We start from the raw sequence: 7124 nt of genomic DNA on the forward strand, positions 1-7124 counted from the left end.
GTGATGCTATTGAAGAAAAGATTTTGTGTATTGATTACAGTCGGAATGTTTGTTTTTATGATGCATACAGTTGTTTTTGCGTCTGCTTTTCTTGTGAAATCAGGTATGCAGGGAGAAAATGTTAAAATTGTACAGAACTTACTTGTTGAATTGGGATATTCGCTAGGGACTGTTGACGGGGTCTGTGGTTCAGCAACAGTAGCTGCTATCAAGAATTTTCAATCAACCCAAGGTTTAACCGTTGATGGTGTTGTAGGTGATCTTACCTATTCCTATTTGACTCGGTCTGTACCAGACAGCGACAGAGGAGGACAGCGGACACTTTATATGTCAGCATCAGCTTACAGTGCACACGATCCAGGAAATTCAAATCGTACAGCTACCGGGAAATTGGTCAAAAAAGGATTGGTTGCAGTAGATCCTAATGTGATTCCTTTAGGAACACATTTATATATCCCAGGCTATGGTGAAGCCATAGCAGCGGATGTTGGGTCCTCCATTCAGGGGAATCGCATTGATATCGCCTTTGATACACACGAAGAGGCTATCGATTTTGGCCGGCAGTCTATTACTGTATACATAATAGATTAAGTTGCCATGCTATTTACTAACTTGACATCTCTTTTTATAACGTAGTATACTATATAGGTAATTGAATATCGTTGTATGACCTGAGAGGGAGTAACTAGAGAATTACTGTCAACAAATATGTTGTGTTTTATGCAGCTGGCAGTAGTGTTAAATAGTAAATATTTAATTAGTGAGACTTTTAATGTAGTGATTAGTACATAAAATCATTATAATAAGAGTCTTTTTTTGTTGCTGCACCTTATAGAGTTGTGCTTGAATCAGTATAGTATAGTAAATTAAAATTAAAGGGAGATTGAAATGGAGATTTTATCAGTACAATTTTTAATGGCATTAGGATCGATTATTATATTGGATTTGGTTTTGGCAGGTGACAATGCTGTTGTTATTGCACTAGCATCGAGGTCTTTGCCAGATGAATTACGGCAAAAAGCCATCTATATTGGTACAGTGGGAGCCATTGGTATTCGTATGCTGATGACAATCGTAGCCGTATGGATCTTAACAATTCCTTTTTTACAAGCAGTGGGTGGTCTGGTTTTGATTCCAATTGCGATAAAATTATTAAAACATGAAGATTCAAGTGCAAATGTTGAGTCGGCTCATGACTTTTGGGGTGCGATCAAGACGATTATTGTTGCGGATGCGGCTATGGGGATTGATAATGTTTTAGCTATTGCTGGTGCTGCCCATGGAAATTTTATATTAGTCTTTATGGGATTGCTGATTAGTGTGCCAATTGTGGTTTGGGGCAGTCAACTGATTGGTACGCTTATGCAAAAATATCCAGTGTTAATCTATTTGGGTTCGGGGATTTTGGGCTGGACGGCCGGGACAATGGTTATACATGATAAAATCATTGGTGCTTATATTACAGCTATATCACCAATGCTCCTTTATGGATTACCGGCATTTATTACGGTTATTGTTTTACTTAGCGGTTGGATGCTTGCTAAAAAGACCGCATAAGATCTATGAATTTGCACGAGACATTCTAAAAAAACACTTGCATTTGCAAAGGAAAAGAGTTAATATAGATAAGTAAGTTAACCGACTTGCGAATCTTGTATGACTCACTAGCTCAACTGGCAGAGCAACTGACTCTTAATCAGTAGGTTCGGGGTTCGATTCCCCGGTGTGTCACCATTTGAATATTATTCTCATTCATATGTAGATATAGTGAGAGTTTAAAATCCGATCCTTTGTGATCGGATTTTTTTAGATTCGTCTTTTATTTCTGCTAAATGTATTTCTTGACGGAAAAATCTTATAGTAGTATACTAAAAAATAAGCATTATCAACGGAGATCATAGCTGTAACAACAGTTATGATCTTTTTTTAACCATTACTTCTACTTCGAAAAAGATGGTCAGGTATTTTATACTATAAAGAGTAAGGCACTGCTGCCGTGGAGATTTTGTATCTCTTGGCGGCTTTTTTTGCGTGAAATGAGAAACTTATTGTATGAGGGAGGGGATATCATGATGCTAGTGAAAATAATTCTAACAGCTATTCCTTTTATATGGACGATTGGTATGGTTCCTTTTGTCAATCAAGTAAAACCACTTGTCCTAGGGATTCCTTTTTTTGCTTTTTGGATGATTGCGGGGATCTTTGTTTGTTTTCTCTGTATTAATGGCTTGTACTATATTGATAATAAAAAAAATAGAGCGCGATAGCTCAATAAAAAGGACTAAAGAGGTGATACTATTATGTCAGATCAAACAGCAGCATTGCTCATTATTTTTTTATTTGTTATTGGCGTAACCGTTCTGGGGATGATTCCAGGGATGAGAGATCATACGAAAGGTGGTATGAAATTAGAGGATTGGGCTGTTGGCGGTAGGAATTTTGGACGTTGGCTCAACTGGTTTGTTTTAGCTGGGGAAATTTATACAGCGTTTGCTTTTCTTGGTGCCAGTGGTTGGGCTTATGCACGAGGTGGACCAACCTTTTATATTTTGGGTTATGGTGCATTGGCTTATTTAGTTGGTTATTATATTTTACCAAGTATGTCGCCGATTGGGCGTAAATATAATCTTATGACACAACCCGATTTAATTGAACACTTATATGGTAGTAAAACATTAGGTATTTTGACAGCGGTCATTGGTATTGCTTTTTTGTTGCCATATCTCCAACTTCAACTTACAGGATTGGGGTTAATTATTGAAACCTGTTCGTATGGACAAATTACTCGTGTTCCAGCTATGCTTATTGCTTTTATGATGGTTGCTGCTTTTGTCTATTTTAGTGGGTTAAAAGGGGTGGCAACAACAGCTGTCGTAAAAGATGTTATTATGATTATTGCCATTTTATTCTTTGGAATTTATCTTCCTACGCATTATTTTGGCAGTGTTGGAGGAATGTTTGAAGCCCTTGATACGGCTAAGCCCGGTTTTCTATCCTTACCAGGAGGGACAAAAAATCTCGATGTATCATGGGTCATGTCGACACTTGTGGTAACAAGCCTTGGTTTTTATATGTGGCCTCATTTTGCAACGAATAGCTTTAGTGCGAAAAATCCGGATGTTTTACGACATAATGCCGTTTATCTGCCTCTTTATCAAATATGTTTGTTATTCCCTATGCTAGTTGGGTTTACAGCTCTATTAATATTGGCTGAACCGCTTAAAACACCAGATATGGCGTTCATGGTAATTGTTCAACAACTTTTTCCGGCATGGGTATTAGGTTTAGTTGGTGGTGCTGGAGCTTTGGCCTGTATGGTTCCAGCAGGGGATCTACTGCTTTCGACATCAATGTTATTTACCCGAAATGTATACGGACGGACTTTTGGAAAAGAACTTACTCCTTATGGACAAGCCCGTATGGCAAGATTTGTGGTGTTGGGGCTTACCGCTATTGCACTTAGTTTAGCTATTTTTTTACCTAATATGCTGGTTAATTTACTTTTAACGGGTTATTCTGGCGTAACACAATTTTTCCCAATGATTGCTTTAGGACTTTTTTGGGGGAAAGCGACTCGCCTCGGCGCTTATGCAGGGCTTATTGTAGGTGAAATTCTTGTTTTTGGTCTAATTCTTGGCAAGATGGATCCTTTAGCTATAGGCGGGATGAATTTAAATGCTGGTTTTGTTGCTTTGTTTTTCAATTTTATTATTTATATTGCTATATCTTTATTAAGTAGTTCGGATAAACATCTTGTCAGTGATAAGGCACAAGATTTATAAGAAGTGTTTGTCATCTAAGTGCAACAGCAGAACATTAGTTAGCACCTGAAAATTTCTTGGACGGTTATAGGGCAGTATGTATATTCGCCAGATTAAATATTGTTATTCAAGTACGGAGGTTACTATTATGAATTTATTACACGATTTAGTAAAAAAACATCAGCAGGAAGTCGTTAATCTACGGCGTTATTTTCATACTCATCCTGAAATAAGTAAAAAAGAATTTAATACGCAAAAAAAAATCATGGAAAAATTGACTGCCTTAGGATTGAAACCAAAAGTCATTGCAAATACAGGGGTCATGGCTGAATTAACTGGTGCTAAACGAGGAAGACGCATTGCCATTCGTGCCGATATTGATGCCTTAGAATTACAAGATGAGTGTGGAAAATCATATCAATCGGTTAATCGTGGTGCTTGCCACGCTTGCGGACATGATGGCCATATTTCGATGCTTCTCGGAGTTGCAAACGTCCTAACTGACTACCGTGAGAATATAGCAGGTACAATCCGGTTTCTTTTTCAACCAACAGAAGAACGTTTTCCTGGTGGTGCACTTAGTATGATTGAAGAAGGTGCTTTAGATGGAGTCGATGCCATTATTGGTGCACATTTGTGGCAGCCTATTCCAATCGGTACCGTCGGAATTAAGTCTGGACGATTCATGGCCTCCCCTGATGAATTTTCTATTGCGATTCAAGGACGAGGTGGTCATGCTTCTATGCCTCATCAAACAGTGGATGCCTTGCTTACAGCCTCACAAATCGTGTTGGCTTTAAATACAATCGTTAGTCGTGGTGTCGATCCTTTAGAGCAAGCTGTTTTGTCTATTGGTTCTTTGCATAGTGGAGATACATTTAATATTATTCCTGATACAGCTATTTTGCAGGGAACGGTACGTTCTTTTGAAGAAAATATTCGACAACTGATTTTTGAACGTATTGAAACTATTACCAGAGGCATCTGCGAAGCAGCTGGTGCAACTTATAAAATTGAAAAAATTCTAGGATTTCCCCCGGTTATCAATGAACTAAGCTGTACGAATGTCGTGATGTCAGCTATAAAAGAGTCTCTTGGCGAGAATAAAGTTTTTGCCGTAAATCCAAGTATGGGAGGGGAAGATTTTTCGTATTACCTAGAAAAAGTTCCCGGCGCGTTCATGTTCGTAGGTGTTGGCAATGATGCTAAAGGCATTATCTATCCGCAGCATCACCCTAAGTATGATATTGATGAAGATGCCTTAGCCTATGGTACGGAGGTCATGGCTCGCACAGCTGTTCATTTATCTGCAATGGAAGAACCATTTCCTGTAGTTAACAATTGAGCCTTTAAATCAAGAAAGGGCGAGCATATTGCAGGGGAGACTTATAAGCACAATGACTGTGAATTCTTACTGTATACTAAATGTTTTTTCGGTATAAACTTCAATGCCATTTTCTTTAAGCAATTTTGTAAAAAGACCATCTCCAGTAATTAAACGACCAGAAAATGTACCGTCATAAATAGTGCCACAACCACAGGTAGGTGAATTGGATTTTAAAATCGCTTTCTTACAGTGAACTAACAAGGCGATTTTTAATGCAATTGTTGAACCCAATAAATAATCGGCAGTTTGATCATCACCATTTTCTGAAAGAATGCTTCCCTTTTGTTGCTCTGCCGGGGGCCGTGGTGTTGGTAACCCGGCAAGCAATTCGGGACAAAGCGGGATGGCTTTACCCGTTTTAACCATTTCAACTATTTGGGGTATTGTATGTGAAGTGTTATTATATCTACATTCCACACCTGCTAAACAAGCACTTACTACGATCATATATTCGACTCCTTCATTATAACGTGTTTTAAACAAGGAAGATTATTGGCTCCTATAAGATAGATTATAGCTTTTTTGAGTATAAAAGAATAGTTGTGGTTCAAGTGGATTTTAGCGAATCTGCTACAGATTATGCAAATTTTTAAGTCGATATAGAAGAGAATGGCTTTTTGTTAAAATACTCTTGTTGTAAATGAAACAATATAATAGTAGAATGACAATAAAGATGAAAGTTAATGGGGGATAAAGATGAAAATTGATTCTAAAGATTTTCGTGTTCCCAAAAATGCGAAAATTAAATTGAAAAAATGGCCAACTGAAGTTAAACCGTGCTTTGAATCCAAAGAAGAGTATCAGAATATTTTGGAAAATCATGTCCATGAATTGAGTGATTGGCAGCGTTTGTTGGAGTCAGACCATCACTATTCCCTGCTACTGATCTTTCAGGGAATGGATACTGCTGGTAAAGATGGTGCAATTCGACATGTAATGTCGGGTGTAAATCCACAAGGCTGTCAGGTATATAGTTTCAAAAGCCCTAGTACGGTAGAACTGGAACATGATTTTCTTTGGCGCACCACCTGTCAGTTACCGGAAAGAGGACGAATTGGCATTTTTAATCGTTCTTATTATGAAGAGGTGCTTATTGTCCGTGTCCACCCCAATATCCTCGCCGGTGAGAACCTGCCTAAAGAAGCTCAGAATAAAAAAAATATTTGGAAGGATCGCTATCGTTCTATTGTTGATCTGGAAAAGCATTTGCATTGTAATGGTACGAAGGTCATCAAATTTTTTCTGCATCTTTCTAAAGATGAGCAGCGCAAACGTTTTCTGGAACGAATCGATGATCCTGATAAAAATTGGAAACTAACTCGTGACGATATTGAAGAACGCCAATATTGGGATGACTATATGGAAGCTTACGAAGAATGCTTGGGGGCGACAAGTACTAAGGAGTCGCCGTGGTATATTGTGCCAGCGGATGATAAGGAAAATAGCAGAATAATCATTTCAACGATTATCCTGGATACGCTGAATAAAATGAAAATGAGTTATCCAGAAACAGATGCTAAACGTCGTGAGGAGCTGCAAGTGATTCGCAAGTCGCTTACTGAATAAATAGTAATGCATCTCTTTTATCTAGTGAAATAGCGAAACCAACTAGAAATCAACTAATTGAATATGGGAATAAACCAGTAAAAGTGCATGAGAAAAGTAAAAATTATATAAATTTTAGCGGATAAAGAAAAAAATAATCGTTCAACTTAAAAGAGTTGACGATTATTTTTTATTTTATTAACTGTTCGAAATAAACCACCGGCTTAGCCGGCGGAATCGACGGTTTTGACTTTAGTCGAAAAAAAATCCCTGTTACAATAAATGCAGGTCTAGCCAACCGCATAAAAAATAACAGGGAGGTCTTTATCATGCAAGATAAAGATATACAAAGTTTAGAACATACTAAGTGGAGATGTCAATATCATATTGTTTTTGCGCCTAAATATCGTCGGATGGAAATTTATGGAGAA

7 protein-coding genes, 1 tRNA gene and 1 pseudogene are annotated in these 7124 nt (G+C 37.8%); 8 read left to right on the plus strand and 1 reads right to left on the minus strand.

All coding sequences use genetic code 11. The features are described from left to right. Positions 1 to 3: 3 nt before the first annotated feature. From F606_RS0113300 to F606_RS0113325, 6 genes are all read left to right on the plus strand, one after another. Positions 4 to 591: a 3D domain-containing protein gene (locus F606_RS0113300; RefSeq protein WP_083924040.1), complete on the plus strand. Its 588-nt coding sequence runs from the start codon at positions 4 to 6 to the stop codon at positions 589 to 591. Positions 592 to 882: 291 nt separating this feature from the next. Beyond that, complete coding sequence (locus F606_RS0113305) at positions 883 to 1557, plus strand: TerC family protein (protein ID WP_026329394.1); 675 nt, start codon at positions 883 to 885, stop codon at positions 1555 to 1557. Between the two features lie 101 nt (positions 1558 to 1658). Then, positions 1659 to 1734: transfer RNA gene (locus tag F606_RS0113310), tRNA-Lys, on the plus strand. Positions 1735 to 2069: 335 nt separating this feature from the next. Next, entirely contained in the window at positions 2070 to 2267 is a 198-nt protein-coding gene (locus tag F606_RS0113315) for a DUF3311 domain-containing protein (RefSeq protein WP_019554380.1), read from the plus strand. A 33-nt stretch (positions 2268 to 2300) separates the two neighbouring features. Beyond that, positions 2301 to 3782 carry a sodium:solute symporter family protein gene (locus F606_RS0113320; RefSeq protein WP_019554381.1) on the plus strand — a complete coding sequence of 494 codons (1482 nt, stop codon included), beginning with the start codon at positions 2301 to 2303 and terminating at the stop codon, positions 3780 to 3782. Between the two features lie 127 nt (positions 3783 to 3909). Beyond that, complete coding sequence (locus tag F606_RS0113325; protein WP_019554382.1) at positions 3910 to 5106, plus strand: M20 metallopeptidase family protein; 1197 nt, start codon at positions 3910 to 3912, stop codon at positions 5104 to 5106. A 66-nt stretch (positions 5107 to 5172) separates the two neighbouring features. Here the strand turns inward: F606_RS0113325 and F606_RS0113330 are convergent, their stop codons facing one another. Next, positions 5173 to 5595, minus strand: coding sequence for a 2-thiouracil desulfurase family protein (locus F606_RS0113330; protein WP_019554383.1), 423 nt, complete (start codon positions 5593 to 5595; stop codon positions 5173 to 5175). Between the two features lie 249 nt (positions 5596 to 5844). On the opposite strand from F606_RS0113330, the gene F606_RS0113335 reads away from it, so the two are divergent. Together F606_RS0113335 and F606_RS23235 are read left to right on the plus strand one after the other, a co-directional pair. Then, positions 5845 to 6714 carry an ADP-polyphosphate phosphotransferase gene (locus F606_RS0113335; RefSeq protein ID WP_019554384.1) on the plus strand — a complete coding sequence of 290 codons (870 nt, stop codon included), beginning with the start codon at positions 5845 to 5847 and terminating at the stop codon, positions 6712 to 6714. A 308-nt stretch (positions 6715 to 7022) separates the two neighbouring features. Continuing rightward, positions 7023 to 7124: pseudogene (locus tag F606_RS23235) on the plus strand (IS200/IS605 family transposase); the annotation flags it as partial.

Source organism: Propionispira raffinosivorans DSM 20765, assembly GCF_000381065.1.
GTDB lineage: Bacteria > Bacillota > Negativicutes > Selenomonadales > Selenomonadaceae > Propionispira > Propionispira raffinosivorans.